Annotated in this window: 31 protein-coding genes; 25 read left to right on the forward strand and 6 right to left on the reverse strand. The window is 31.4% G+C overall.

What is annotated here, in order from left to right; all coding sequences use genetic code 11:
* Position 1 precedes the first annotated feature (1 nt).
* On the reverse strand, positions 2-493 hold the full coding sequence (purE, locus tag ACIJYE_RS01810) for a 5-(carboxyamino)imidazole ribonucleotide mutase (RefSeq protein ID WP_435090801.1): 492 nt from the start codon (positions 491-493) through the stop codon (positions 2-4).
* 93 nt (positions 494-586) lie between these two features.
* On the opposite strand from purE, the gene ACIJYE_RS01815 reads away from it, so the two are divergent.
* The 4 genes from ACIJYE_RS01815 to ACIJYE_RS01830 are packed head-to-tail and all read left to right on the forward strand — an operon-like array spanning position 587 to position 3990.
* Positions 587-1552, forward strand: a complete 966-nt coding sequence (locus ACIJYE_RS01815; RefSeq protein WP_435090803.1) for a membrane dipeptidase — start codon at positions 587-589, stop codon at positions 1550-1552.
* Positions 1553-1554: 2 nt separating this feature from the next.
* Entirely contained in the window at positions 1555-3216 is a 1662-nt protein-coding gene (locus ACIJYE_RS01820) for a hypothetical protein (protein WP_435090804.1), read from the forward strand.
* 2 nt (positions 3217-3218) lie between these two features.
* Positions 3219-3830 (forward strand): DUF3726 domain-containing protein, encoded by a 612-nt coding sequence (locus ACIJYE_RS01825; protein WP_435090806.1) that lies wholly within the window; start codon positions 3219-3221, stop codon positions 3828-3830.
* A complete protein-coding gene (locus ACIJYE_RS01830) occupies positions 3823-3990 on the forward strand; it encodes a hypothetical protein (RefSeq protein WP_435090808.1) in 168 nt (55 codons plus the stop codon). Before ACIJYE_RS01825 ends, ACIJYE_RS01830 begins: the two co-directional genes overlap by 8 nt.
* On the opposite strand, the gene ACIJYE_RS01835 is transcribed toward ACIJYE_RS01830, so the two are convergent.
* The 3 genes from ACIJYE_RS01835 to ACIJYE_RS01845 all read right to left on the reverse strand — a co-directional run bounded on the left by ACIJYE_RS01835 (position 3987) and on the right by ACIJYE_RS01845 (position 6764).
* Complete coding sequence (locus ACIJYE_RS01835) at positions 3987-4532, reverse strand: hypothetical protein (protein ID WP_435090810.1); 546 nt, start codon at positions 4530-4532, stop codon at positions 3987-3989. The genes ACIJYE_RS01830 and ACIJYE_RS01835 overlap by 4 nt on opposite strands.
* Positions 4533-4684: 152 nt before the next feature.
* Positions 4685-6043, reverse strand: coding sequence for an aminomethyl transferase family protein (locus tag ACIJYE_RS01840; RefSeq protein WP_435090811.1), 1359 nt, complete (start codon positions 6041-6043; stop codon positions 4685-4687).
* Positions 6036-6764 (reverse strand): methylenetetrahydrofolate reductase, encoded by a 729-nt coding sequence (locus tag ACIJYE_RS01845; protein ID WP_435090812.1) that lies wholly within the window; start codon positions 6762-6764, stop codon positions 6036-6038. The genes ACIJYE_RS01840 and ACIJYE_RS01845 overlap by 8 nt, the downstream gene beginning before the upstream one ends.
* A 103-nt stretch (positions 6765-6867) precedes the next feature.
* Between ACIJYE_RS01845 and ACIJYE_RS01850 the strand changes: the two genes are divergently transcribed.
* From ACIJYE_RS01850 to ACIJYE_RS01920, 15 genes are read left to right on the forward strand one after another with little or no spacing between them, the layout of a single operon-like run.
* Positions 6868-8061 (forward strand): aromatic ring-hydroxylating oxygenase subunit alpha, encoded by a 1194-nt coding sequence (locus ACIJYE_RS01850; RefSeq protein WP_435091252.1) that lies wholly within the window; start codon positions 6868-6870, stop codon positions 8059-8061.
* 2 nt (positions 8062-8063) lie between these two features.
* The gene (locus tag ACIJYE_RS01855; protein WP_435090813.1) at positions 8064-8471 is read left to right on the forward strand and encodes an AAA family ATPase; all 408 of its coding nucleotides are present in this window, start codon (positions 8064-8066) and stop codon (positions 8469-8471) included.
* Positions 8471-8845 carry a cytidyltransferase gene (locus ACIJYE_RS01860; RefSeq protein ID WP_435090814.1) on the forward strand — a complete coding sequence of 125 codons (375 nt, stop codon included), beginning with the start codon at positions 8471-8473 and terminating at the stop codon, positions 8843-8845. Before ACIJYE_RS01855 ends, ACIJYE_RS01860 begins: the two co-directional genes overlap by 1 nt.
* Positions 8846-8851: 6 nt before the next feature.
* Positions 8852-9703, forward strand: a complete 852-nt coding sequence (locus ACIJYE_RS01865) for a HalD/BesD family halogenase (RefSeq protein ID WP_435090815.1) — start codon at positions 8852-8854, stop codon at positions 9701-9703.
* Complete coding sequence (locus ACIJYE_RS01870) at positions 9699-10484, forward strand: enoyl-CoA hydratase (RefSeq protein WP_435091254.1); 786 nt, start codon at positions 9699-9701, stop codon at positions 10482-10484. Before ACIJYE_RS01865 ends, ACIJYE_RS01870 begins: the two co-directional genes overlap by 5 nt.
* Positions 10484-10681, forward strand: a complete 198-nt coding sequence (locus ACIJYE_RS01875; protein WP_435090816.1) for a hypothetical protein — start codon at positions 10484-10486, stop codon at positions 10679-10681. The genes ACIJYE_RS01870 and ACIJYE_RS01875 overlap by 1 nt, the downstream gene beginning before the upstream one ends.
* 3 nt (positions 10682-10684) lie before the next feature.
* Entirely contained in the window at positions 10685-11119 is a 435-nt protein-coding gene (locus ACIJYE_RS01880; protein ID WP_435090817.1) for a CoA-binding protein, read from the forward strand.
* On the forward strand, positions 11120-11539 hold the full coding sequence (locus tag ACIJYE_RS01885) for a YeeE/YedE family protein (protein ID WP_435090819.1): 420 nt from the start codon (positions 11120-11122) through the stop codon (positions 11537-11539).
* Positions 11536-11949, forward strand: coding sequence for a DUF6691 family protein (locus ACIJYE_RS01890; protein ID WP_435090820.1), 414 nt, complete (start codon positions 11536-11538; stop codon positions 11947-11949). Before ACIJYE_RS01885 ends, ACIJYE_RS01890 begins: the two co-directional genes overlap by 4 nt.
* Positions 11950-11954: 5 nt before the next feature.
* The gene (locus ACIJYE_RS01895) at positions 11955-12527 is read left to right on the forward strand and encodes an NAD(P)H-dependent oxidoreductase (protein WP_435090821.1); all 573 of its coding nucleotides are present in this window, start codon (positions 11955-11957) and stop codon (positions 12525-12527) included.
* On the forward strand, positions 12499-12972 hold the full coding sequence (locus tag ACIJYE_RS01900; protein WP_435090823.1) for a hypothetical protein: 474 nt from the start codon (positions 12499-12501) through the stop codon (positions 12970-12972). The genes ACIJYE_RS01895 and ACIJYE_RS01900 overlap by 29 nt, the downstream gene beginning before the upstream one ends.
* Positions 12973-13028: 56 nt before the next feature.
* Positions 13029-15458, forward strand: a complete 2430-nt coding sequence (locus ACIJYE_RS01905; RefSeq protein WP_435090824.1) for a GcvT family protein — start codon at positions 13029-13031, stop codon at positions 15456-15458.
* The gene (locus ACIJYE_RS01910; RefSeq protein WP_435090826.1) at positions 15458-16207 is read left to right on the forward strand and encodes an electron transfer flavoprotein subunit beta/FixA family protein; all 750 of its coding nucleotides are present in this window, start codon (positions 15458-15460) and stop codon (positions 16205-16207) included. The genes ACIJYE_RS01905 and ACIJYE_RS01910 overlap by 1 nt, the downstream gene beginning before the upstream one ends.
* A complete protein-coding gene (locus ACIJYE_RS01915) occupies positions 16207-17160 on the forward strand; it encodes an electron transfer flavoprotein subunit alpha/FixB family protein (RefSeq protein ID WP_435090827.1) in 954 nt (317 codons plus the stop codon). Before ACIJYE_RS01910 ends, ACIJYE_RS01915 begins: the two co-directional genes overlap by 1 nt.
* Positions 17161-17182: 22 nt before the next feature.
* The gene (locus ACIJYE_RS01920; RefSeq protein WP_435090829.1) at positions 17183-18802 is read left to right on the forward strand and encodes an electron transfer flavoprotein-ubiquinone oxidoreductase; all 1620 of its coding nucleotides are present in this window, start codon (positions 17183-17185) and stop codon (positions 18800-18802) included.
* A gap of 1 nt (position 18803) precedes the next feature.
* Here the strand turns inward: ACIJYE_RS01920 and ACIJYE_RS01925 are convergent, their stop codons facing one another.
* Positions 18804-19178 (reverse strand): DUF2237 family protein, encoded by a 375-nt coding sequence (locus ACIJYE_RS01925; RefSeq protein WP_435090831.1) that lies wholly within the window; start codon positions 19176-19178, stop codon positions 18804-18806.
* A complete protein-coding gene (gene hisI, locus ACIJYE_RS01930) occupies positions 19179-19646 on the reverse strand; it encodes a phosphoribosyl-AMP cyclohydrolase (protein ID WP_435090833.1) in 468 nt (155 codons plus the stop codon).
* Between the two features lie 76 nt (positions 19647-19722).
* Between hisI and folE the strand changes: the two genes are divergently transcribed.
* The 6 genes from folE to ACIJYE_RS01960 all read left to right on the forward strand — a co-directional run bounded on the left by folE (position 19723) and on the right by ACIJYE_RS01960 (position 25249).
* Complete coding sequence (folE, locus tag ACIJYE_RS01935; RefSeq protein ID WP_435090834.1) at positions 19723-20331, forward strand: GTP cyclohydrolase I FolE; 609 nt, start codon at positions 19723-19725, stop codon at positions 20329-20331.
* Between the two features lie 4 nt (positions 20332-20335).
* Positions 20336-21337, forward strand: coding sequence for an oxidoreductase (locus tag ACIJYE_RS01940; protein ID WP_435090835.1), 1002 nt, complete (start codon positions 20336-20338; stop codon positions 21335-21337).
* Entirely contained in the window at positions 21337-22224 is an 888-nt protein-coding gene (locus ACIJYE_RS01945; RefSeq protein ID WP_435090836.1) for a LysR family transcriptional regulator, read from the forward strand. Before ACIJYE_RS01940 ends, ACIJYE_RS01945 begins: the two co-directional genes overlap by 1 nt.
* Positions 22225-22360: 136 nt before the next feature.
* Positions 22361-23380: an extracellular solute-binding protein gene (locus tag ACIJYE_RS01950; RefSeq protein ID WP_435090837.1), complete on the forward strand. Its 1020-nt coding sequence runs from the start codon at positions 22361-22363 to the stop codon at positions 23378-23380.
* 3 nt (positions 23381-23383) lie between these two features.
* Positions 23384-23554 carry a hypothetical protein gene (locus ACIJYE_RS01955; protein WP_435090838.1) on the forward strand — a complete coding sequence of 57 codons (171 nt, stop codon included), beginning with the start codon at positions 23384-23386 and terminating at the stop codon, positions 23552-23554.
* Positions 23555-23629: 75 nt separating this feature from the next.
* Positions 23630-25249 carry an ABC transporter permease gene (locus ACIJYE_RS01960; RefSeq protein WP_435090840.1) on the forward strand — a complete coding sequence of 540 codons (1620 nt, stop codon included), beginning with the start codon at positions 23630-23632 and terminating at the stop codon, positions 25247-25249.
* The last annotated feature ends 3 nt before the right edge of the window (positions 25250-25252 follow it).

The raw sequence follows: 25252 nt of genomic DNA on the forward strand, positions 1-25252 counted from the left end.
TTTATTTAGGATTTTTTTTTACAGATTTTGTTTGAGCCAATCTCCAGCTATTTAATCTTTTTTTAACTAAAGAATTATTGTTGGCTATAATCGATGCAGCAAGCAATGCTGCATTTATTGCACCATCTTCACCGATTGCCAGTGTTCCAACGGGAATTCCTTTTGGCATCTGTGCAATAGATAATAAACTATCAAGACCTTTAAGTTTTTTACTTTCAATTGGCACACCCAAAACTGGTAGTGATGTTATAGCAGATATCATTCCTGGTAAATGTGCAGATCCACCAGCTCCAGCAATAATGACCCCAATATTATTTTTTTGAGCAGCAGCAGCATATTTGTACATTCTTTTTGGAGTTCTGTGTGCTGATATTATTTTGGTTTCAAATGAAACGCCAATCTTTTTAAGAGTTTTTTCTGTTAGTTGCATAGTTTTATAGTCAGATTGACTACCCATTACTATTGAAACTTTTAAAGGTTTATTTTTTTTCATGAAAAATACTAAAAGACTTATTTCAAAATTAGCTTAAAATTTCAATAAAATTAATAGTATTTAAAAATCATTTTGATTAAAGTTACTTATAATATGAATTTTAAAATTGATAATCTACAATACTGTAATTGGTCTAGAAAAATTTTTGAATATAATAGGTCTGCAGGGCTAGATGCTGTTCATGTAACAATAGTTTATCACGAAGATTATCATGAACTTTTAGAAGAAATTAAAAAATGGGAAATACTTTTTTCAGAAAACTCTGACTTAATTTTCCTTGGTAGAGATTATAAAGATATTGAAAAAGCAAGTTCTGAAAAAAAAACAGCAATTTTTTTTGGTTTTCAAAATTGCTCTCCAATTGAAGATGATATTAATTTAGTTGAAAAAGTTCATAATTTAGGATGTAGATTTATGCAGCTTACCTATAACAACCAATCATTACTCGCAACTGGTTGCTATGAAAAAATAGATAGTGGAGTTACAAACTTTGGTCGTGAAGCTATAAAAGAAATGAATAGAGTGGGTATTGTGGTTGACATGTCTCATTCAGCAGAAAAGAGCACATTTGATGCAATTGAATTCAGTGAAAAACCAATAGCAATCACTCATGCAAACCCAACATTTTGGCATGCTGCAAAAAGAAATAAATCTAATGATCTTTTAAAAACGCTAAGTGAAAGTGGTGGTATGTTAGGACTATCTTTATACCCACATCACTTAAAAGATAATACTAATTGTACAATTGAAAGTTTTTGTGAAATGGTTGCTAGAACGGCTGAAATTATGGAGTTAAAAAATATAGGTATTGGTTCTGATCTATGCTTGGATCAACCAGACAGTATTGTTGAATGGATGAGAAATGGCACTTGGTCTAAAAGTAAAAATTATGGAGAAGGTTCTAAAAACAAACCTGGCTTTCCTAAACAACCTAAATGGTTTGAGGACGCTAGAGGATTTAAAAATATTGAAAATGGCCTTAAAAAGATAGGATTTTCAGATAATGAGACACATGGAATACTAGGAAACAACTGGTATAATTTCTATAAATCAATCTAATTATGAAAATTGAGTTAAGAAACCCAAATATGATAATGAAATTATCAAGATTAGGATCATTTCATCAATCAAAATTATCATTTTTAAGAAGTTTTTTAAATGAGTTTAAAGATTGGGATTACAATAGAGATTTATTTAATTTAAACCAAGAAGGTTATGGAGAAGCAGTTTATTCATTTAAAAAGAAAGATAGAGTTTATTCTTTAGTATGTTTTGCAAATCCAATTAAAGATGAAGAAAGATCTGATAGGGTTATAGCTACTAAGTGGGATGCAGCATTTACATTGCACGACGGCATTCCTAGTAAAGATGATATTAAAAGATTAAAAGATGAAGTTCCAAAACAAGAAGTGGGCAGACTTACATTTAAAGAGTTAACTCTTTCAAGAGCAAATAAGTCAGTAAGAGTTTTTAATCATGTAGTAGAATGTTTAAGTGATGGTCGACAGCCTGATGTAAACTTATTATCTAAAGTTGGTTATTTGTATAGAACTACAGCGGTTTATGGATCTGGTAAATTTGGACTTGCTGATAGATTTAGAATTAAAAATAGAGAGGAAATTAATGGCCCTTTTAGATTAGAGATGATGCTAGTTTATCTCGTAAGACAATTTACTTTTGATCAAGTAAATCATATTGCGCATTGTAAAAATCCAAACAAAGCAGTGAAATTAGACGATCAAATTTGTAAAAATTTAGGTATTGGCAACTCAACTGGCCTTGGTATGGCTCCTTTTATAGTCAATCATCCAACATTGCTAAATAATTGGATCTTAAGTAGAGAAACCGCATTAAAAGAAATTAGAGAAATAAAAATTGTTGAAAATAAGGATAGTGAGCTTTTCATAGATTGTATAAAAAAATCTTTAACAAATATTACTAGTTGGAATACAGATAGTGAATACCAGCAAAAAAAAATTAGTTTACTACTTAAGAATGTTGAAAAATTTATAAATTATATTGAAAATAATTTTGATTTTAAAATTGAATATCCATTTAATGAAATATATTTGTGGTTAGAGCAAAACACTTGTGAAGAATGTATAGAATATATTGTCTCAATAATGATGGAGCCCTATAGTAATATTACCAATCCTTTAGTTAGCAATATGAGTTCTGATGAAGATAAATATTTTAACATTCCAACTAATCGAACAGTACAGGAATTACGCGATATTATTGAAATTAAATACCCAAATATTTTAGATATTAATTTTAATCAAAAAGAAAATCATCAAAATTTTTGGTTTATATCTAAAAACAAAGAAGAACCTAGATTAGCTAATAGATTTGAGGAACATGGATCTGAGCTTGAACAACCACTTGCTGTTGCAAGAGACATAAAAAAACTTTATGAAAAATTATTGTCTGAAAAAAATAACTCATCTATTGCTGAATTTTTATCTCTAAACTCAGAATTAAGACATGTTGTAAGAAGAGCTTTTATAATAGAAAAATTTCCATATTCAGAAATTCAAGACAATACAATCAGTAAAAATATTGTTCCTATAGATATGTTGAGGCTTAAATTGTCTTTTTTTGGTGCGTTAAAGTTTGATCCAAGATCAGATAAATGGTTAAGAATTTGCATGTTTCAAGGTGCGCCATTACCAAGCGAATTAAAAAGTTACGATGAGCAATGGGTTTATAAAACTAATAATTAATTATGAGATCTCTAAGTGAAATTGAAACTGCAGCTAAAAGAGCAAGTAGAGCAGTTGGCTTTTCTTGGGGAAATTCTGAAGAAGTAGGAAAATCTATACGACTGTTAGAAATGTTTGGATTACAAGGAATTAAAACCTTAAATCAGTACTATAAAGACAAAGAGACAAAAAATTTTGAAGATTTAAATTTAATTAGTGAAAAAAATGAACCATCTTCAGAAGCTTTCTGTCCAATAATACTTGGTATTAGTTTTTTAGATCAAATTAAATTGATTGATAATTTTGCTTCAATCCATTTTAAAAAAATTGCACATCCAGTTATATTTTTATCATTTTTAAGTAGAGCTTCAGAGATAAGTGGAAAAAAAATACATTTTAAATTTGATCAAAATGAAATTTTGCTTAACCTAAATGTAAATATTTCTTCAAATATTTTCAATCAAGATTTTCCTAAATTTGCAAATGAAATTGAGATTAAATTTGTTAATAATCAAGATAACTTTACAGATTCAGAGTGGAATAATTTGTATAAATTGGCTGAAAATACTTTTGTTGAAGAAAGTGACAGCTTAAAACAAGGTGCTGCTGGAGCAGGACTTACAGATAATGACTGATAAATCAGAGCAAAAATATAGTGAAGAAATCGCTAAAGAATTAAATAATATTTGTGAAGAATGCAAGAAAGAGGACGAAAGTGTTTCTCAAAATTTGATTTTAACTAGTTATAAACTGTGCTCATCTTGTAGAGTTTCTAAGACTATTTTTCCAATTTAGCTAATCTGACTTACTGGCAGCATATTCATTCTGCTCATTACAAAAGAGATTGATAAAAATGCTATTATCAAAAAAGATAAAAATACAATTCCAAAAGATTTAATATTTGATTTTAAGTTTAGCACTTGTTTGGTCGAAATTATTAATCCTGCAAAAATCCAAAATTGAGTTAGAAAAATTATAGGTATCATCATATTTGGCGTTACAGCAAAAAATCTTAACAAACCTGGAGCATGTGCAAATCCCACAGCTGTTAGAACTTTTTTAAAAGGAACTTTTGTTTGTTTATCAGGAAAAAGCTTAACACCAATTACGTAAATAAAAATTGCCCAAACTAACCAAGTTATAATTGAAGTAAGTCCAGACATTGCAACTGCTGTTTTTATAATTGTATTTGCAGCGACAGCTCCAGCAATGCCATCCAAAATCATTATCAAGCCAGCAAAATATACTGAAGCTTCACCAAAATTTTTATTATCTGTATATAGAGATTTGTCTAATTTTATTGATTTAAAAATTATATTTAAAAACTCACCAAACATTATTTTTTACTCTTTTTATTTTTTTGTGCTTTGTAAGAAACTATTAATGGAAATATTATTAAAGCAATCGCAATAATAATGCAAATTACGATTAAAAAACTTTTAGTCATTATTTAGTGGGGGAGCTAAATTTTAGCTCCCCCAAAATATATTTAGCCTTTTACAACTTCTCTAGTGTTTGCGTTGAAAGACTCTTTGAATGGTATATCCACTACTACTGCATCAACAGGTATTCCTGGTGTATCAGAGTATTTTTCAGGTAGATGAACTTTAAATTTAGTTCCAACAGTACCTTTAGGAAAGCCATTAGAGTTTAATGTACCATCAAATGGCACATATCCCATAGCAATGTTTTGTTTTTTCTCTGGGTGATACCAAGGAGAGGTGATAAATCCAACTGGATCTCCGCCATTCTCAGGTGATACTAGCCAAAAATCAGGAGCATACTCTTCAATTGGTTTTCCACCTAATTCAAGTCCAACTAATTGAAGCTTGTAAGGTTTTTTACCATCTTTAAGTTCTGCACCCATTTTTTCTAACGCAGCTTTACCTACATAATCACCTTTTTTGTTCCATTCACCTTTTCCAGATAATGAAACTTGGTAACCTAGGTTACACTGAAATGGATTGTGTTGAGCATCCATATCTTGACCCCATGAAAGAATTCCTGCTTGAATTCTTCTATGGTGAGCAGGAGCAATAACCATTAGGCTATGTTTTTTACCTGCTTCAAGAACAGCATTCCACATATCCTCAGCATAAAGAGTAGAGTCTCTTAAGTATATTTCATACCCAGCTTCTCCAGAGAAACCAGATTGAGAAATTACACAACTTCTTCCACCTACTTTAACTTCTGCTAAACCGTAGAAAGGCATATTGTCGAAATCAACTTGATCTCCACAAAGATCTTTCATTAAAGCTTTTGATTTTGGTCCTTGTATTTGAACAGGACTGACATCAATCTCTTCAATAGTACAGTCAAATCTTCCATCAGCATTTACCCCTTGAAGGTACATACCAATATCAGAGTCTGATAAAGAGAACCAAAATTCATCTTCAGAAATTCTAAGAAGAATTGGATCATTTAAAACTCCACCGTATGCGTTACACAAGATTACATATCTTGCTCTCATAGGAGAAATTTTTGTTGCATCTCTAGTTATTACATAGTCGGTAAATTTTTCTGCATCCGGACCCTTAACTCTGATTTGTCTTTCAACAGCAACGTTCCACATAGTAACGTGATTTACAATTGCATCATACTCAACCATTGCTCCACCATCTTCTGGTTTTACATATCCTCTTGGGTGATAAATACGATTGTAAACTGTTGCTCTCCAGCAACCTGCCTGCATTGATAAATGCCAATAAGGTGATTTTCTTACTCTTGTTGAGATAAGCATTTCAACTTTAGTTGGCCCACTTTGTCTTAAATTGTATGGTACTGCACGATCCGATTGATCAACTGTAGTAGCATGTTTTAACTTAGTATAGTCAAACTCATTAGACATAACTATTCTCCTTCAACCACTTGTTTGTTTCCTTCAAGCCGCCGAATGTATAAATGTGGAAGTTATCAGTATGTGATTTAACTTTCCCAATTAAATCATTAGGGTCTTTAGGTTTCAATAAATCTAACGCCTTAGTAAAATTAGATTTAAGAAAGTTAATGGAATTTTTCGCTCCGACAATATTAGCAAATTTTATTAAGCTAGATATTTTCATCGGCCCAGTAATTCCAACATGCACTGGTACGCTTTGTTTAGAAATGAAATCAACAATAGGCTGACTATCTAATAACCATTGGGTTACTATGTAATCAGCATAAGGCTTCTTATCCATCATTGCTTTTTCTAAATTTTGTTCTGGTATATCTGGGCTTCCTTCAGGATGACCTGCAATACCAATTTTAATTCCTTCAAAAAAACCTGTTTCTAAAATTTGATATGAGCTATCAAACTTTCCAATTGGCTCTCTACTTCCACCTATGACTAAAGCTTGTTTAACACCTTGATCTTTACATCTTGAAACATAATCTTTTAATTCATCTTCATTGTTTATTGATCTAGCTGGAAAGTGTGGAACTGGATTAAAACCTTTTTTTACAAGGTCTCCTGATTTATCAGCAGTTTCTTTATAATCACCACCTGGTAACATTGTAACATAAACATCCTTTACAGGAGGTAAAGTTTCTAGGTCAGTGTGTGGACCAATTTCCAATGAAAAATTCATTTTTTCCCGATCATTATCTTATTTGAAAAAGCTGTCAAAGAAATTCAACATGGTCCAAAATGGAAATTTGTTGCCAAAAATTATGGTCATGGTAATTTTTTTTATGGGCCAAAATCTCAAAAATAATACTCTCTCAAAAATCTTGGATATCAAGAAATTGATGAATGTGGACAAATCTATTGAGACTGCAAATGGGCTTCCGAACGAATGTTACACCAATGAGCAATATTTAGAATATGAAAGAGATAAGATTTTTTGTGATAAATGGACAGTAATTGGAGTGGGTAGCTCAATACCTAATGCTGGAGATGTCAAACCATACAATCTACTCGGGATTCCTTTGATGATAGTCAGAGACAGGGATCTTAATATTAGAGTATTCCACAATGTCTGCAGCCATAGAGGCTTCAAGCTAATAGACAAGCCATGCACTTTGAAAAATGTAATTAGATGCCCTTATCATTCCTGGTCATATGACTTTATGGGAAATCTAGTGGCTACACCTCATATAGGAGGTTTAAATATTCATAATTCAGATCAATTTAAAAAGAATCAGAGCAATCTAAAAGAAGTCAGGTCTAAAATATGGATGGATATTATTTTTGTTAATATTAATTCAAATGAAATTGAATTTGAAGAATACATCAATCCACTTGATCAAAGATGGTCTAAATTTATTAATCGCGAAGATCAAAAATTATTAGTTTATTCTAAAGACCATGGATCATTTGATTTAGAAGTTAAATGTAATTGGAAGTTTGCAATTGAGAATTATTGTGAAAGTTATCATTTACCAACTATTCACCCAGAATTAAACAAAGTATCAAATATTAATGATCATTATCACATTCAAGGTTTACCAAATCGATTTGCGGGACAAGGAAGTGCGAAATATGAACAACCAGTTAAAGGAAATAACAAATTTGATACATTTAAAAACTGGGAAAAAAAATCACTCAAAAATTCTGAATATATTGCACTATTCCCAAATGTAATGATTGGATTGCACTTAGATCATTTTTATGTATTTTGGCTTGAACCACTTGCAACAAATAAAACTAAAGAACATATGCAAATGTATTATGTTGGCGATAAAAGTGCAAATGGTGAAGAGCTTAAAGAATTAAGAAAAGAAAATGCAAGATTTTGGAAAGATGTTATGTTGGAAGATATAAGTGCAATCGAAGGAATGCAGGAAGGAAGAGGTTCACCAGTTTATAACGGTGGAAACTTTTCACCAGTTATGGATCAACCAACTCATCAATTTCATAAGTGGGTAGCAAATAGCTTATTATAAAGATGAAAATTATTTTAATAATGGGTCTACCTGGCTCAGGAAAAACAACATTAGCTGAAGAATTAGCACCAATGCTTAATGCAAAAAGATTAAATGCAGATGAGGTTAGAAAAGATGCAAATGATTGGGATTTTTCTGAAGAGGGAAGAAAAAGACAGGCAAAAAGGATGGCAGATTTTGCATTAAAGTTAAAAGATGATGGTAATTTTGTTGTAGCAGATTTTGTCTGCCCCACGCCTGAAGCAAGAGCCCTGTTTCCAGCAGATTTTATTGTTTGGGTTGATACAATTAAAGAAGGAAGGTTTGATGATACAAATAAAATGTTTGTTAAACCAGATAAGTTTAACTTTCATGTAACCACACAAGATGCTAAAAATTGGGCACCAAAAATATTAAAGGAGATAAAATAATGGCTCACGAATGGGATAACAAAAAACCAACCGCACAAATGTTAGGAAGATGGCAACCATTTCACGATGGTCATTACACTTTATTCAAAGAGATTGTTAAAAAAACAGGCCAAGTTTGTATTCAAATTAGAGATGTTCAAGGAGTTGATGATAATCCTTTTGATTTTGAAACAGTTAAAAAAAATATTGAAGACAGGTTAAATCCTGAATTTGAAGGTCAATTTAAAGTAATGATAGTGCCAAATATTACTAATATTTGTTACGGGCGTGGTGTTGGTTACAAAATCGAAGAAATTGAACTTTCGAAAGAAATTCAAGAAATCTCAGCTACAAAAATTAGAGCTAAGATGAGAGAAGAAGGAAAATTGGAATAAATTTTAATGAGCGATAGATTAAAAACTATTGTAGATTTAGAAAATTATCCAATTCACGATCTATCTTCCAGCAAGATACAAACAATAATTAAAAAATGTAAAGATGATTTAGATCAGTTTAGCTGCTCTACTATTCCAAATTTCATTTTACCAAAGTCAATTGAGACTATGAATTTTGAATTGGAAAAAAAAATTGATAAAGTTTTTATGTCTAAAAAAAGTATTAATCCATATCTTAACTCTAAAGATGACCCTTCTTTATCTCCAAACCATCCTAAAAGAACTTTCTTAGAAAGAGACAATGGATATTTAAACTCAGATCTTTTTGACAAAGGTTCTGAAATGAAATTTTTATATGAACAGAAAGAACTTTTAAAATTTGTATCCGCTTGTCTGGGAATCTCTCCAATATACAGATGGGCAGACCCATTGGCTTGTCACGCTTACAATGTAATGAGATCAGAAGGAATTCTTCCTTGGCATTTTGATAGCTGTGAATTTACACTTAGTATAATGATACAAAAACCTGATGAGGGTGGAATTTTTGAATACTGTCCATTTATAAGAAAGCCAGGAAATGAAAATTTTGATGAGGTTAAAAAAGTACTAGATGGTGACAGAACAAAGGTTCGACAATTAAAATTAGAACCTGGAGATTTACAAATATTTAAGGGTAGATTTACAATGCATAGAGTTACAAAAGTAAAAGGAAAAAAGCCAAGATATCTTTGTATACCAGCTTTTGTATTAGATCCTTGGAGAGTTAATACTCCTGAACATTCAAAAGCTATTTATGGAAAAGTTCTGCCAATTCATATAGAAAGAAATCAAGCTAGATCTGATGGTTTAGCTGATTGATATGGTAAGTAATATTAAAATAAAGAAATTAACTAATGAAATTGTATCAATTATTATTGATGAACAAAAAACTTACAACTCTTTGTCGTTTAAAAATTTAACTGATCTACTTAACACTTTTAAAAAACTTGATGCTGATAAACAATTAAAAGTTATCATTTTAGAAGGTGCCGGCAAAGGCTTTAGCGCAGGACACAATTTAAAAGAAGTAAAAGGATTAAAAAAAAGAGATAAATATCAAAAATTATTTAATCTTTGTTCAAAAGTAATGCTCCAAATTGTTGAAGGAAGAAAACCAGTAATTGCTAAAGTTCATGGGGCAGCATTTGCTGCTGGATGCCAGTTAGTTGCAAGTTGTGATTTAGCTTACAGCACTAATGATGCTTTGTTTGCTACTCCTGGTGTTAATATAGGATTGTTTTGCAGCACTCCGATGGTTGCGGTAAGTAGAAAAATTAATAGAAAACCAATGATGCAGATGTTGTTAACTGGAGAACCTATTAAGGCAAAATATGCAAAAGACATTGGACTAATTAATGATTGTTATTCAAAATCAAAATTAGATAACGAAGTCTTAAAAATTGCAAAAACTATTGCATCAAAATCAAATTTAACAATCAAAATTGGTAAACAAGCTTTTTATAAACAATTAGAAATGTCATTAAAAAAAGCATATGCATATACGAGTAAAATGATGACTGTGAATATGATGGCAATGGATGCTAAAGAAGGAATATCTGCTTTTTTAGAGAAACGAAAACCAAAATGGAGAAATAAATAGTGAAAAACAAAAAAAATATTTTAATTGTTATCTTTATTATTTCAGGAATGTATTTTGCTTTAAGTTTTAAAGATCATAATCTCAAGAGAGCTGTAGATGCATGTCTTGCTGGAAGTCAAAAATTATCAGAGTCCAAGATTACAGATTTAAAAGAAGCCCGGAAATTTTGCGAAGATCAGATAAAAAAAAATAAATAATTTATGTCTGAGATCAAAGATATTCTCTCAAAATATAAAACTATTGCGATGATAGGAGTGAGCAAAGATCCCACCAAACCATCAACTATAGTTATGAAATATATGCAAAAATATGGATACAAAGTTATTCCAGTTAACCCAAGAGCTAAAGGTGAAAAAATCTTAGGTGAGGAAGTGTTTGAAAAAATAACAGATATAAAAGAACCAATTGATATAGTTGATGTTTTTAGACCTTCCAAAGAAGTATTTCCCATTGCCGAAGATACAATAAAGATTGGAGCAAAAGTTTTGTGGCTACAGTTGGGTATAAAAGATGAAAATGCTAAAGAGCTAGTTGAGAAAAATGATATTGAATATATAGAAAATAAATGTACTAAAATGGAATATCAAAAACATTTTTTAAAAATTAGACAAGCGTTTCCTGTTTTAAGTAATTAAATGAATATAGTAAATTTTACACCTGTTACAGCAACTCTAGGAGGCATTCTCATTGGCTTAGCTGTTGTGGTATTTTTTTTATTTAATGGCCGACTAGTAGGTATTAGCGGAATAGCTGCCAATGCTCTGACCAATAAAGACAATAGATTTGATAACATATTATTTTTATTAGGTTTGGTGATTGGACCAATCCTTTATAATTTGTTTGCTAATAATGATATTAAAATCACAATTTCAAATTCTTTCATTTTATTAATAATTGCAGGTCTTTTAGTAGGAATTGGAACCAGAATAAGTGGTGGCTGTACAAGCGGTCATGGCATTAGTGGTTGTGGAAGATTTTCACTTAGATCAATTGTTGCAACTATAACATTTATGATTGTTGGAATATTAACGGTGCTAGTAAAAAGTTTTATATGAATAAATTAGTTTCATTAATTTCAGGAATTATTTTTGGTATTGGACTGGTTATTTCAGAAATGATTAACCCTGAAAAAGTTTTAGGTTTTTTGGATTTGTTTGGAAACTGGGATCCTTCTCTGGCTTTTGTTATGATTGGTGCTTTAATAGTATCTTCACCTTTATTTCATATAATCAAAAAAAAAGAAAAACCAATACTTGCTAAAAATTTCAATTATTCAAATAATAAAAGCATTAATAATCAACTTATTTTAGGATCTGCGATTTTTGGAGCTGGATGGGGATTAATTGGGTTATGTCCTGGACCAGCAATATCATCAATTGCACTCTTAGATATTCACTCACTAACATTTGTTATAGCAATGTTTGTAGGTTTTTATTTAGTAAAGTTAATTAACTTTGAGAATTAAAATTCATGAGTAAAAAAATATTTCTAGTTTATGGACATTATAATGATAAATCTTTTAATGCCGCAATAAGAGATACCTTTATCAAAACAGCTGAAGAAAAAGGGAATAAAGTTGATGCTGTTGATTTATATAAAGAGAAATTTAATCCAGTTTTTGCAGGTGAGGAGCCTGGTGAAGATGTTTTAAACCATCGTCAAAGAATTGAAGAGTGTGATACAATTGTTTTAATTGCACCAATTTGGAATTTTAGGATGCCAGCAATTGTTGAGGGGTGGATAGATAAAGTATTAGCGCCACCTTGGGCTTTTAGATTTAAACAGTTATGGGGTAATTATGGTTATCCGATTGGAAATTTGAGACAAAAAAAAGCAATTATTTTTTGTACATATGGATCTCCAAGATTAGCAATTACTACCTTTTTTTTAAACCTTCCGATAAGAAGACTTAAAAGAGGGGTGTTTCATATGTGTGGCATATATAACATTGTTTATAGAAGATATTTTGCAGTACCATTTGTTAGTGATGCAAAAAGACAAGAATTTTTAGATGATGTTAAAAAGACTGCCATTAATATTTAAAGTTTTAATTTTACTCTTCATCACTATTTCAGTATCCAAAGCAGAAATATTAAAGCCAAGTAGCGATATTAATCCCAAAGAAGTGGTTAAAATTCAGCTAACTGGCCTTCAGAAAAATGACCTTAATTTTAAAGATAGTGGCATAGAGCAAACATGGAATTTTGCCCACCCAAATAACAAAAAGGTTACAGGTCCCCTAGGTAATTTTAAAAGGATGTTGAAGGGCAATTCCTATGAGATGATGATTAATCATTTGAGCCACACAATTACCCAGCTTGGAAGTAGCGATAAATGGGCTCAATTTGAGGTAGTTATTTTAGATAAAAATAAAATCTATCATAAGTTCAATTGGCAGGTTGAAAAGTATACTGAAGAGGGTGAACTTAAAGATTGTTGGTTGACGAGCATGGTCTCAAATCCGATCCCACTAGGGAGTTCAATTTAATTATCCACAGTTACAATTTTGTTTCGTTATTTCAAAAAATTTAGTAGGAATCGCGAATGAAAACAAAAACTAAAGTTGTAGTAGTTGGCGGTGGAGTAGTAGGTGTTAGTGCTCTTTACCATTTAGCAAAAAAAGGTTGGTCAGATGTTGTTCTTGTTGAAAGAAAAGAATTAACATCAGGATCTACTTGGCACGCAGCAGGATTATTACCTTTATTTAATATGAGTTATTCAGTTGGACAACTTCATAAATACGCGGTTGATCTTTATAAAAAATTAGAAGAAGAAACTGGAAAAAATGTTGGCTTTAGTGTTGTATCAAATATTCGTTTAGCAAGTACCAAAGATAGAATGGACGAGTATCATCAGTATGCTGGTGTAGCTCAAACTATTGGCGTCGATGTAAAATTTTTAACACCAGATCAAGTAAAAGAAATTTGGCCTTTGTGTCATACAGATGATTTAGTTGGTGCGATCCAACACCCAGAAGATGGATATATTCAGCCTGCTGATTTAACACAAGCAATGGCAACGGGTGCAAGAAATCTAGGTGCAGAGATTTATAGAAACACAAGTGTACTTTCAATGAAACAAACTAAAGATGGTTGGGTTGTTGAAACTGACAAAGGTTCTATAGAGTGCGAACATATTATTTCTTGTTCAGGAAACTTTGCAAGACAAACTGGTAAAATGGTAGGCTTAGATATTCCTGTTATTCCAGTTGAACATCAATACATTGTAACCGAACCACATCCTGAAATTCAAAAAAGAAAAAAAGATGGCTTACCAGAAATGGGAGTTCTAAGGGACAGCGATAACAGATGGTACATGAGAGAAGAAGCAGGTGGATTAATTTTAGGTCCATATGAAGATGGTGCACCAGCTTGTTATGTTAATGGTCCCTCAAAAGATTCAGAGTATGAATTGTTTCAAGAAGATTTAGATAGATTAGCACCACACATTGAAGGCGCAATACACCGTGTTCCTGCGTTTGGAGAAGTTGGTGTTAAAAAAGTTTATAACGGTGCAATTTGTTATACACCAGATGGTAATCCAATTGTTGGACCTGCATGGGGATTAAAAAACTTTTGGATTAATGAAGGACATAGTTTTGGAATTACTGCAGCAGGTGGAGCAGGATGGCAATTAGCTGAATGGATTGTTGATGGTGAGCCAACTATTGATATGCTTGGTGTTGAGCCTAGACGTTATGGAGATTATGCAACTAAATCTTATTTAAAAGCTAAAAATGAAGAAGCGTATAGTCATGTATTTATTACCCACTATCCTGACGAAGAAAGACCTGCCGCAAGACCTTTAAGAACATCTCCTTGTTATGAAAGAATGAAAGATTTAGGTGCAGTTTTTGGTCAAAAATTTGGTTGGGAAAGACCTAATTTTTTTGCAACAGATGGTATGGAGCAAAAAGATGACTGGTCGTTTAGAAGATCTAAGTGGTTTGAGGCTATAAAAAAAGAATGCCAAAATGTAAAAGACAATGTTGGTCTTTTAGATATGACTGCATTTGCAAAATGCAGAATTAAAGGTCCAAAAGCTGAGGAATTTTTAGATCATTTGGTAGCAAATAAATTACCAAAGAAAATTGGAAGAATTGGTTTATGCCATGCTCTTAATACTAAAGGTGGTGTTCATTCAGAGTTTACAATTATGAGAGAAGCAGAAGATAGTTTTTATTTAGTATCTGCTGGTGCAAACTTAAGATTGGATCATGATTGGATTAAAAAATGGATGCCAGAAGAAGGCGTTACATTTGAAGATCTGACTAATAGCACAGGTGTGCTTGTTGTTGCAGGTCCTAAATCAAGAGAGTTATTAGAAAAAATATCTACTGATGATTTTTCTAATGAAAATTTTAAATGGTTAACAGCACAAAATGTCGATGTTGGATATGCTCCTGTTAATGCCATGAGAGTAAATTTTGTTGGTGAGCTAGGTTGGGAACTTCATCATCCAATTGAATATCAAAATCATATTTTTGATAAAATAATGGAAGCTGGTAAAAGTTTAGGAATTAAACCTTTTGGTATAAGAGCAATGAACAGCTTAAGATTAGAAAAATCATATAAACTAGTTGGTACTGAGCTTTCAATTGAATATTCACCGTACGAGTCTGGGTTAGATAGATTTGTTCACCCTAACAAAGGTAACTTTATAGGACTAGAGGCTCTTAACAAATGGAGAGAAAAAGGTTTTGATAACAAACTTATTACTCTTGAAATTCATAACACCAAAGATGCAGATGTTTTGGGAAATAACCCAATTTACAAAGATAACAAAGTTGTTGGAAGAGCAACTGGTGGCGAATTTGGTTTTAGATTAGATAAATCAATTGCTCTTGCCATGGTTAAACCAGAGCATGCTAATGTAGGTGACAAATTACAAGTTGATATTTTGGGTGAAATGTATGAGGCTACTGTTTTAGAAGAGAGTCCATACGATTCTGAAAATAATTTATTGAGAGCTTAATGAAAATTTTAGTCGCCGTTAAAAGAGTTATTGATTACAACGTTCAAATAAGAGTTAAAGAAGATGGCTCAGGTGTTGTTACTGACAATGTTAAGATGTCAACAAATCCACCAGATGATAATGCAATCGAAGAGGCGGTAAAGATAAAAGAAAGTGGAAAAGCAACAGAAGTGATTGCTGTAACAGTTGGTGAAGAAAAAGCTCAGGAAACTGTCAGAAAAGCTCTAGCGGTTGGAGCTGATAGAGGAATTCATGTTAAAGCAGATGGCATAATAGAACCCATTGCTGTTTCAAAGATTTTACAAAAAATTGTTGAGAAAGAAAAACCAGATTTAGTATTTATGGGTAAACAGGCAATTGATGATGATTGCAATCAAACAGGACAAATGTTGAGTGCATTATTAAACTGGCCTCAAGCAACTTTTGCCTCAAAAATTGATGTTAAAGATGGAAAATTAGAAGTTATTAGAGAAATTGATGAGGGTTTAGAAACTATCGAGATCAATACTCCAGCCATCGTAACCTGTGACTTAAGATTAAATGAACCAAGATATGCTTCATTGCCAAACATAATGAAAGCTAAGAAAAAACCAATTGAACAAATGAATGCATCAGATCTAGGGGTTGATACAGCACCTAAAATCCAACAGATTAAAGTTGAAGAACCACCTAAGCGTAAAGCAGGAATTAAGGTTTCAAGCGTTGCTGAATTGGTTCAAAAATTAAAAAATGAGGCAAGAGTAATATAATGTCGGTATTATTAATCACAGAGCATAACAATAAAGAGCTTAAATCTTTTACTTTAAATTCTGTAACAGCAGCATCTCAAATAGATGCCGATGTTCACGCATTAGTTATTGGAAATAATTGTGCTGATGCTGCAAAAGCTGCCTCAGAACTACCTTTGGTTAAAAAAGTAATCACAGTTCAAGCTGCTCATTATGAAAATTTTTTAGCAGAAAATTTTGCTCCGGTTGTGACAAAACTTGCAGATAATTATTCTCATATAGTTTGTTCAGCAAATACATTTGGTAAGAATTTAATGCCAAGAATAGCTGCTAAATTAGATACATCACAAGTTAGTGATATTATTAAAGTAGAGTCAGCGGATACTTTTGTTAGACCTATTTATGCGGGGAATGCTTTTGCAACCGTTAAAAGTTCTGATGCAAAAAAATGTATCACTATTAGACCAACTTCTTTTGATCCATGTGAAAGCTCAGGTGGTTCAGCACCAATTGAAACTGCTGAAGCAGGAGAAGAGTTTTCGTTAACAAAATTTATTAAAAGAGAAGAAGTTAAATCAGATAGACCCGAACTTGGCACAGCAAGAATAGTAGTATCAGGTGGAAGAGGGATGCAAAGTGGAGATAACTTTAAATTAATTACCTCTATTGCAGATAAATTAAATGCAGCCATAGGTGCTTCAAGAGCAGCAGTTGATGCAGGATATATTAGTAATGACCACCAAGTCGGACAAACAGGTAAAGTAGTTGTTCCAGATTTATATATTGCAGTTGGAATTTCAGGAGCTATTCAACATCTGGCAGGTATGAAAGAAAGTAAAGTAATCGTTGCTATAAATAAAGACGGAGAAGCTCCAATTTTTAGTGTTGCAGACTATGGTTTAGAAGCAGATCTATTTGAAGCTTTGCCTCAGTTCTTAGAAGAGCTGAACAAATTAAACACTATACAAAAATAATTCTTAAAGATAAAAATATCATATGGCTAGAGAGTCGATGGAATATGATGTTGTTATTATTGGAGGGGGTCCCTCTGGATTATCTACAGCAATTAAACTTAAACAACTTGATCCGAATTTAAACGTTTGTTTATTAGAAAAAGCATCAGAGATTGGTGCGCATATTTTAAGTGGTAATGTTTTTGAAACACGAGCATTAGATGAACTATTACCAAATTGGAAAGAACTTAACTCTCCAATTAAAACTAAAGTTTTAAAAGAAAAATTTTTATTTTTAGGTAAAACAAAATCGTTAAGTTGGCCCACATGGTTGCTTCCTAAGGTTCAGCAAAATCATAACAACTACATTATTAGTTTAGCAAATTTATGCAGATGGCTAGCAGAACAAGCTGAAGCATTAGGTGTTGAAATATTTCCAGGATTTCCAGCAAGTGAAATTTTATATAACAAGGATGGATCTGTTAAGGGTGTTGCTACTCAAGATATGGGTATTGATAAAGAAGGAAATCAAAAAGATAGTTTTGAGCCTGGTATAGAATTATTAGGAAAAGTGACTGTATTTGCAGAAGGTTGTAGAGGTCACTTAGGAAAACAATTAATTGAAAAATTTAATCTCTCAAAAGATAAAGATCCTCAACAGTATGGAATTGGTTTTAAAGAAATTTGGGAAATAGAAGATAAAAATCATGAGGAAGGGATGGTAATGCATACTGCGGGTTGGCCATTAGACAATAATACATATGGTGGAAGCTTTATGTATCATGCTGAAAATAAGCAAGTGTTTTTAGGATATGTTATTGGCTTAGATTATAAAAACCCACATCTTTCTCCATACGATGAGTTTCAACGATTTAAAACCCATCCAGCAATTAAAAAAATAGTTGAAGGAGGAAAAAGGGTTTCTTATGGAGCGCGTGCCTTAATTGAAGGAGGCCTTCAAAGTTTGCCTCAAATGTTTATGCCAGGAGCATTACTGGTTGGTTGTGATGCAGGAACATTAAACATGCCAAAAATTAAAGGGTCTCATACAGCAATGAAAAGTGGAATGATTGCTGCTGAAACAATATTTGAAAATATTAAAGAAAATAAAAATTTATCAATTTATGAGGAAAAATTTAAAAAGAGTTGGGTTTATGAAGAACTTCATGCGGCCCGTAATGTAAAACCTAGTTTTAGTTGGGGTTTAATACTTGGAATAATATTTACTGGAATTGATCAAATTTTATTTAAAGGAAAGCTGCCTTTTACTCTAAAACACAAACATGCTGATCATGAAACATTAAAATCAGCAAATGAGATGCCTAAAATAGATTATCCAAAATATGATAATGTCATCACCTTTGATAAAACAAGTTCGGTTTATCTAACTGGTACAAATCATGCTGAAAATCAACCAGTTCATTTAAAACTTAAAGATCCTAATTTGCCAATTAGTTACACTTTAGAAAAATTTGATGAACCTGCGCAAAGATATTGTCCAGCGGGAGTTTATGAGGTTCAAAAAGAAAATGATCAAAATAAATTTGTGATTAATTCTCAAAATTGTATTCACTGTAAAACTTGTGATATTAAAGAGCCTTCACAAAATATTACTTGGGTAGCACCAGAAGGTAGCGGTGGGCCTAAATACGGAAATATGTAAATTAAGATAAATCTATTGCAAACTTTTTTAATGTTTCAATAGATACATGTTTAAGAGTATTTTTATGAGTTCTTTTCAAAAATACTGGACAACCTTTACCAGCTTCAACTGCTTTAGCGTACCAGCTAGCACAAACACACCATCCATCACCATCTTTTAAACCAGGAAATCCAAATTCAGGGTGAGGTGTTATCAAATCATTACCTGCAACTTTTAACCATTCTAAAAATTCAGTTGTAACTTTTGCACAAACAGTATGAATACCATGATCATTTTCATCTGTATTACAGCAACCATCCCGATACCAGCCTGTTAATGGATTATTAGAACACTCTTCTAGGTCTTCACCTAAAACATTTTTTTGTTTTTCACTCATTTAGATTTTGGTTGGATTGGGCTGACCTTTATAAACTTCTTCAGGATCAAAAGATTTTTCTTTTTCTTCAAACTTCATTTTGATTTCTCGACCATTTTCTATCGGTCCCATTGGTATAGATCTATAAAAACACGATCTATATCCTACATGGCAACTTGACCCCTCACCAATATCTACGGTCATCCAAATTGAGTCTTGATCATCATCAATTCTAATTTCAGTTACTTTTTGGGTAAATCCACTTGTTTTACCTTTATGCCAAATAGCTTTTCTTGATCTACTAAAATAATGAGCTTCTTTTGTTTCAATTGTTTTTTTTAAAGCCTCAACGTTCATATATCCATGCATTAAAACATCTTTTGTTTTAGAGCACATTGTAATTACAGGTATTAACCCATCATTATCAAATTTAGGTGATAACAGATTTCCTTCTTCAATTTCTAGGACATTTTCTCTCTTTTTGAACATATGGATTGATTATTTAACATAAATCTCGATATATTAAATATTTTAAAATTAAGTATTTACTGTATAAAAAGGCGCTATGAAATTAGTTAAAGATACCGATAGTAAAGTTTTAGACAGAAACAAAGTTTCTGACCAAGAAGCTGAAGAAGCTTTCAAAACTATATTATCTTGGATGGGCGAAGACCCAAGTAGAGAAGGTTTGCTTGAAACACCTAAAAGAGTTGTTAAAGCATTTAAAGAATATTTTGGGGGCTATAACGAAGATGCTGGAAAAATTTTAGATAAAACTTTTGGGGATGTTGAAGGTTATGACGATATGGTTGTTGAAAAAAATATTTCAGTTACTAGTCATTGTGAGCATCATATGGCGCCAATAGTTGGTACGGCACATGTTGCATATATTCCAAAAGATAGAGTTGTTGGGTTAAGTAAACTTGCAAGAGTTGTTGAAGTTTTTTCAAAAAGATTACAAACCCAAGAAAGACTAACAATGCAAGTTGCACAAGCTTTAATGAAATCATTAGATGCAAAAGGTGTTGCGGTTACAATTGATGCTGCTCATCAATGTATGACAATGAGAGGAATTAAAAAAGAAAGCGCAACAACAGTTACTAATTATTTTTTAGGCCAGTTTAAAGAAGACTTAAGCATTCAAAATAGGTATCTTAGATTTATAAGCAAATAATATTGTGTCAGATCAATTCAAAGCATTAATCATCAATCAAGAGGGTGAAAGCTTTACAAGAGAAGTTAAGTTAATTGATAAAAGTTTTTTAAAACATGGCGATGTAACAGTTAAAGTTGAGTATTCATGTTTAAATTACAAAGATGCATTAATTTTAAATAATGGCGCAAAGTTAGTTAAAGAATTTCCTCATATACCAGGTATTGATTTTTCAGGAACAGTTGTTGAAAGTTCAAATGATAAATTTAAAAAAGATGATGAAGTAATCTTAACAGGTTGGAGAGTTGGAGAGATTTATTATGGTGGTTTTTCACAATACGCAAAAGTAAGTGGAGATTTTTTGGTTAAAAAACCACAAAACCTATCTTTAAAACAATCAATGATTATGGGTACTGCTGGTTTGACTGCATTGCTTTGTTGTTTTGCAATTAAAGCAAGAGAAGAATTATTATTAGGCGAAAAAGTAAAAGATGTATTAGTTACTGGTGCTTCAGGTGGTGTTGGAAGTATTGCCGTAATGATTTTATCAAAGTTTGGTTACGATGTAACAGCAGTAACGGGAAAAAAATCAAACGAAGATTATTTAAAATCAATAGGTGCAAAAACAGTTGTAAATAAAGACGATTTTGACAAAGATCCAAGACCACTAGACAAAGGTTTATGGGATGGAGTAGTGGATACAGTGGGTGGAAAAATTTTAGCTAATACATTAGCTCAAGCAAGAGATAACGGAATTGTTGCTGCATGTGGAAATGCGTCTGATTACAAATTAAGCACAACAGTAATGCCGTTTATAATTCGAGGAGTAAAATTATGGGGTATAAACTCGGTCACTGCATCAATTAAAAGAAGAGAATTTGTTTGGAATGAAGTTTCAAATGTAATTGATTTTGATAAACTTGAAGAGTCTATTAAAACAATCGGCTTGAATGAATTAACGGATATTTATTCAAAAATGCTAAAAGGAGAAACATCAGGCAGATACATAGTTGATGTTAATAAATAATGGACTGGGACAAATTAAAGATTTTTCATGCAGTTGCAGAAGCTGGTAGCTTTACCAATGCAACTGTTAATCTTAATTTAAGTCAGTCAGCTATAAGCAGACAAATACAATCTCTCGAACAAGATTTAAAAGTACAGTTATTTGAAAGACACGCTAGAGGGTTGACACTTACTGAAAATGGTGAATATGTATTTAAAACTGCTCATGAAGTAATCAGCAAGCTAAAAGAAGTTGAAACATCTTTAGGAGATCAAAAAAATAAACCAACTGGAAAATTAACGATTACAACTGTAAGAAGTTTTGGTACTCACTGGTTAACACCAAGAATTCAAGAGTTTATGAGATTAAACCCAGAAATTGAAATTGAATTGGTGTTTGATGACAAAGAATTAGATTTAAGTACTAGACAAGCTGATATTGGAATTTTTATGAGAAGACCAAAACAACTAAACTATATTCAAAAAAAATTAGTTGATATTAAGTATTATATTTATGGATCTAATAAATATTTAGAAAAATTCGGTATGCCAAAGACTATTGCTGATTTAAATAAACATAATTTTATTTCATTTGGTAAAGGAGCGCCTTCTCCAGTATATAATCCTGATTGGGCATTAAAACTTGGTATGCATGATGGCAAAAAAAGAAAAACTGTAATGAAGGTAAATAGTGTGATGGGTTTACTTCTGGCAGTAGAGACTGGAGTAGGTTTAGCTGCTTTACCAGAATATTTAGTATCAAATTCAACCAATGTAATTAAAGTTCTTCCAAAATCTGAAGGACCAATTACAGAAGCTCATTTTGTTTATCCTCAATCTTTAAAAAATACTGCAAGAGTTCAAGCTTTTAGAAACTTCTTATTTAGTAAAATAGGCGACTGGAAATAACAATTTCCTTAAGATCTCATCTATAAATTATATACAAATAGTCCTTTACAACTGCGACATTATATGCGATTGATAATCATTCGCATTGAGAATAGTTCTCAACTGAAAAAATAACAAGGGTAAAGAAAAGGATAAAATGAAAAAAATAAGTTTATTAGTATTAACTTTGGTTTTCTTTACAAATATAGTTTTTGCAGCTGAAGTTAATGTATTCAGTGCAAGACATTACGATTCAGATATTCAGCTTTATGAAAAATTTACTTCAAAAACAGGTATTAAAGTTAATGTTGTATCTGGAAAAGATAAAGCTCTTCAAAAAAGAATAACTGAAGAAGGCACAGACTCTAAAGCAGATATTTATATTACTGCAGATGCTGGAAGACTAGGCGCATTTGATGCAAAAGGGATGTTTCAAAATTCAATGACTTCAGCAATTAAAGCAGCTGTCCCAAAAAATTTTAGATCTGCCAACTGGACTGGAATAGCTAAGAGAGCAAGAATTATGTATTACTCTCCAGAAAGAGTTAATGCCAATGAATTAAATGGAATGACTTATGAAGGTCTTGCCGATCCTAAATGGAAAGGAAGAGTTGTTATTAGACAATCAAACAATATCTATAACCAATCTTTAGTTGCTTCATTAGTTAAGAATAATGGAAAAAAAGCTACTTGTGAATGGTCAAAAGGTGTTGTTGCTAATATGGCGAGGGACTCTAAGGGTAATGATAGAGCTCAAATTTTAGCAGTAGCCGCAGGAGAAGCAGACCTAGCTGTAGCGAATACTTATTATTTGGCTTTAATGTTATCTGGAAAAAAAGGAGCTGAGCAACAAGCAGCTGCTAAAAAAGTATTACCGTTCTTTCCTAATCAAGGAGATAGAGGAACGCATATGAATATTAGTGGTGGTGGAGTTTTAAAAAATTCTCCAAATCCAGATAATGCAAAAAAACTTCTTGAATTTCTTTTAACAAAAGAAGCACAGGAACATATAGTTAATAATACATTTGAATATCCAATGATTGATGGCGTTGAGCCTCATGACTTAGTTAAACAAATGGGTCTAGGATTTAAACAAGATTTAAATACTAAAGTAGTTAATTATGGAAAAAACCAGGCAACAGCTTTAGAGTGTATGCTTGGAGCTAAGTGGAAGTAATTAATGATAAAAAAGAATTCATTAAATTTTGATTATAATAAGTCTTCTAAGGGATGCGATCCGTGTTTCTCAGAGTGTAAAAAAATTGAAAAAAAAATGAATAACAGAAAGTTATCTGAAATCAAAAGTGATGAGACTGATCAATTCGTAAATATTTTTGATAAAAAAGATTAATTTTCAAAAAGTGAACATAATTTAATAGTCCTTACCCTTCTATTAATTATGTTCACTTAACATTAAAGGGTAAGTATGTTTTTAAGAAAAATAAATATTTGGTATTTAAGTTCTTTTTTGATTTCAATTGCAGTTGCAATACCTATTCTAACTGTATTTTCGAGCTTTTTTGAGAGCACTGGAGAATATTCAAGTATTATCAAAAATACATTCCTATATGATTATATCTTTAACTCTTTATCGCTTTTATCGGGTGTTTTATTTCTTACCTTTGTGATCGGAGTAACAGGAGCTTATTTAGTTTCATTTTATTCATTTCCAGGAGCAAATTTTTTTAAGTGGGCATTGATCTTATCTTTCGCAGTACCTTCTTATATTTATGCATATTCTTTGACAGCTTTTTTTGAAAATTATGGAACAGCTTTTTCCATATTAAAAAATTTATTTGGCGAAGGTGATTACAATTCTTCAATACCTAAATTTGATGGAATGATAGGTGCAATACTTTCAATTTCATTTTCATTATTTGGTTATGTGTACGTGCTAACAAGGGCTTCTTTTCATTATCAATCACAAAATTTAATAGAACTTGGAAGAAATCTTGGTTTTACTAAACAAAAATCATTTTTAAAAATAATCTTACCATCAGCACGACCCGCAATAGTAGCTGGATTATCACTGGTTGCCATGGAAACTTTGTCTGATTTTGGTTCAGTATCTTTTTTTGGAATTTCGACACTTACGACTGGAATTTATAACGCATGGATTTCTTTTGATGATCTTGCCTTAGCAAATCAATTATCTTTTTACCTTTTAATTTTTATCCTTGGATTATTCATATTAGAAAATTTATCTAGAAAAAAAGCACAGTATCACTCACCAAGTAAAGGTGGATTTAAAAAGAAATCATTAACAACCTTATATGGCTTAAGAGCTTGGCTAGCTTTTTCATTTTGTTTTTTAGTTTTTTTTATTAGTTTTTTATTTCCTGTTTTGCAAATGCTTTATTGGACAGTTATTTTTCCAAAACATTTAGCAGATTTAAATTTATTTGAATTATTTTCTAACACAATAATTCTAGTTTTATTATCAAGTATAGTTCTGATTGGTTTTGCTTTTATTTCAAATTATGGAAATAGACTTTCTCGTAGTAAATTTCTAGAAATCTTAACTACTTTTTCAATATCTGGATATGCTATTCCTGGCATAATTTTAGCAGTTGCATTTATCACTTTTATTTCTTGGTTTGATAATAATATTATAAATTTATTTGAAATTAGAAATATAAAATCTATTTTCATTGGTTCTGTATTGGGTTTGGTTATTGTTTATTTTATTAGATTTTATTCTTTAGCAAGTAATGGAATTAAATCTGGTTATTTAAAAATAAATTATTCAATTGATGAAAGTGCATATCTTTTAGGTTATTCAAAATTTAAAACTTTTAAAAATATACATATTCCTTATTTAAAAAATTCTATTATGTTGATTGGAATATTAATTGCTATAGAAATTATAAAAGAGTTACCTATAACACTAATAATGAGACCTTTTAATTTTGAGACCTTTGCAACTCAGGCCTACATATTTGCATCTCAGGACTTATTAGAAGCTGCTGCAGCACCCTCATTATTCCTAATTCTTATTGCAAGTTTCTTTATTTTAATTACATCTAGATATATTCTTAAGGATTAATTC

It is taken from the genome of Candidatus Pelagibacter bacterium nBUS_30 (assembly GCF_051201245.1).
Taxonomy (GTDB): Bacteria; Pseudomonadota; Alphaproteobacteria; order Pelagibacterales; family Pelagibacteraceae; genus Pelagibacter.